Below are 1,910 nucleotides of genomic sequence, written 5' to 3'. Positions count from 1 at the left end.
TACAGCGGCTTTTTCTTTACCCAATCCTTGACGATCTTGTTGTAGCGCTCGCTTTCGACAAGTATTGTTTCACGAAGTCCTCGGACTTCATCTTCGATCAAAGCGTCAAGCTGATTTTCACGGACTGTGTGCGGAGTACAGTATTGCTTGCCGTAGCGGTGTGCGCTGTTGCAAGTGTATTCAACGTACTCTTTGCCTTTCCATTTTCTTGTGCGAGCTACAAAGCAAGCCCCGCAGTCGGAGCATTTTATTAATCCGGAATAGCGATGAAGATTCCTGCCATTTTGCGAACGTGGATTAATCTGTGAACGCTGTTCCAGTAAAAACTGTGCCTGTTTCCAAGTTGTTTCATCAATTATTGGTTCGCAGAAATTCTCATGGCGATACTGTTCTTCGGGCGGAATGAAAGTTTTGGTTTTGTATATTTTTGAAGTTACTGTCTTATGATTAACCATTGTGCCAATGTATAATTCATTTGTGAGAATGCGTTTGACTGCTGTTTGTACCCACAAGTATTTTTTAGAGATGTCGGGTTTCCAATCTGCTAGCTTTCTGCGCTGATAGTATTCTGGTGATTTTATTCCACGTTCGTTCATCTTCTTTGCGATTGTGGTCAAGCCGTAGCCGTCAACGTATAGCTTGAATACTTCCTGCACTATCCAAGCTGTTTCATCGTCTACCAAAACAGTATTTGTGTTTCGGTCACGCTTGTAACCGAGGGGTAAGGACTCTATCAGACCTTTTCCTTTCTGCTTTTGACGTACACCTGCTTTTACTTTTTTGCTGATGTCCTTAGCATAAAAATCGTTGAAGATCTGCTTGAATCCAATCATCAAATCGTCATTCTCGTTACTGGAATCAATGCCCTCAGTCACAGAATAGACCTTGACATTGTTCTGTCGCAAGTGATCTATGAACAGTTCCGTTTGAGTACGGTGTCTGCCAAGTCTTGATAGATCCTTGACCAGAACTACATCAATTTTACCTTCGTCAACAGCAATTTCAAGTTCTCCTAAGCCTTTTCTGTTAAACGTCATTCCTGAAACATTGTCATCAAAGCTCTCTCCGACGATTTCGTAACCATTCTGCTCAGCGTAATCAACTAAAATCTGTCGTTGATTTTGCAGACTGTTCATTTCCTCATCTTCGTCACGAGATAATCTGTAGTATAGCCACGCTCTCATTTTATCGACCTCCTTTAAATTCGGCAGGCACGCTATGGTGTGTCTGCGTTACCTATCTGAACTTCGTTCAGATTGACACTACCACAAGCCGACCTGAAAGTCCAGCGATTACGCTGTTTTATCAACAAGTTCTACCTTTTCAATAAAATCGGAGTCGGAGCATTTGGACATACTATCTGAATTCAAATAGTCGTTAATCATGGACTCCATGAAGGTATCAAATGTCTTTCCGTCGCCATTATAGATAACAGTGACTGAATTGATTTTCGGGATTTCTCTTTGTCTTGGCATATTTTTATCGCCCTCCTTACTGTCTTTTCAGTTTCTTTTTCTCTGATTTTTAAACTGATCATTTTTAATCATTCCTTTCTTAAAATTTCGTTTGACATCATCAACAACGCCCGCAATTATGCCGATTTCACGCAGTTTTTTGCACTTACGACCCCTCAATCATTCAAAGCTCAAATTTATGACCCCATAAAAATTATGCACAATCATTTTGCTGAAACTGCGTATTTTCGGCACTTTTGCGGCGAGCTTTGCTCGTCCGCTGTGAGTGTTTCGGGGGCTGCGACCCCGAAACTTTAACTTGCAATGAAATATTTAGCTTTGGTGGTTATAGCTCTAGCTGCTGAATTGTGAAAAGTACATAATTGCTCAAATCGTCGAGTTCGACTTGCACAAGCTAACCTTATTTAAAATATCGCTCACAGCGGCTCACAAATC

The 1,910-nt window shown here is 41.2% G+C and carries 2 protein-coding genes; both read right to left on the bottom strand.

What is annotated here, in order from left to right; translation table 11 throughout:
* Window positions 1-1,184 (bottom strand): recombinase family protein (locus QVO88_RS01750; RefSeq protein WP_288177707.1); only part of this gene is annotated, 1,184 nt, incomplete at its 3' end.
* A gap of 108 nt (window positions 1,185-1,292) precedes the next feature.
* Window positions 1,293-1,475, bottom strand: a complete 183-nt coding sequence (locus QVO88_RS01745) for a hypothetical protein (protein WP_022286812.1) — start codon at window positions 1,473-1,475, stop codon at window positions 1,293-1,295.
* Window positions 1,476-1,910 lie beyond the last annotated feature (435 nt).

Source organism: Ruminococcus sp. CAG:57 (assembly GCF_000435935.1).
GTDB lineage: Bacteria > Bacillota > Clostridia > Oscillospirales > Ruminococcaceae > Hominimerdicola > Hominimerdicola aceti.
The sequence above is the reverse complement of the archived record's forward strand: the minus strand, read 5'-3'. Positions and strand labels throughout refer to the sequence as shown.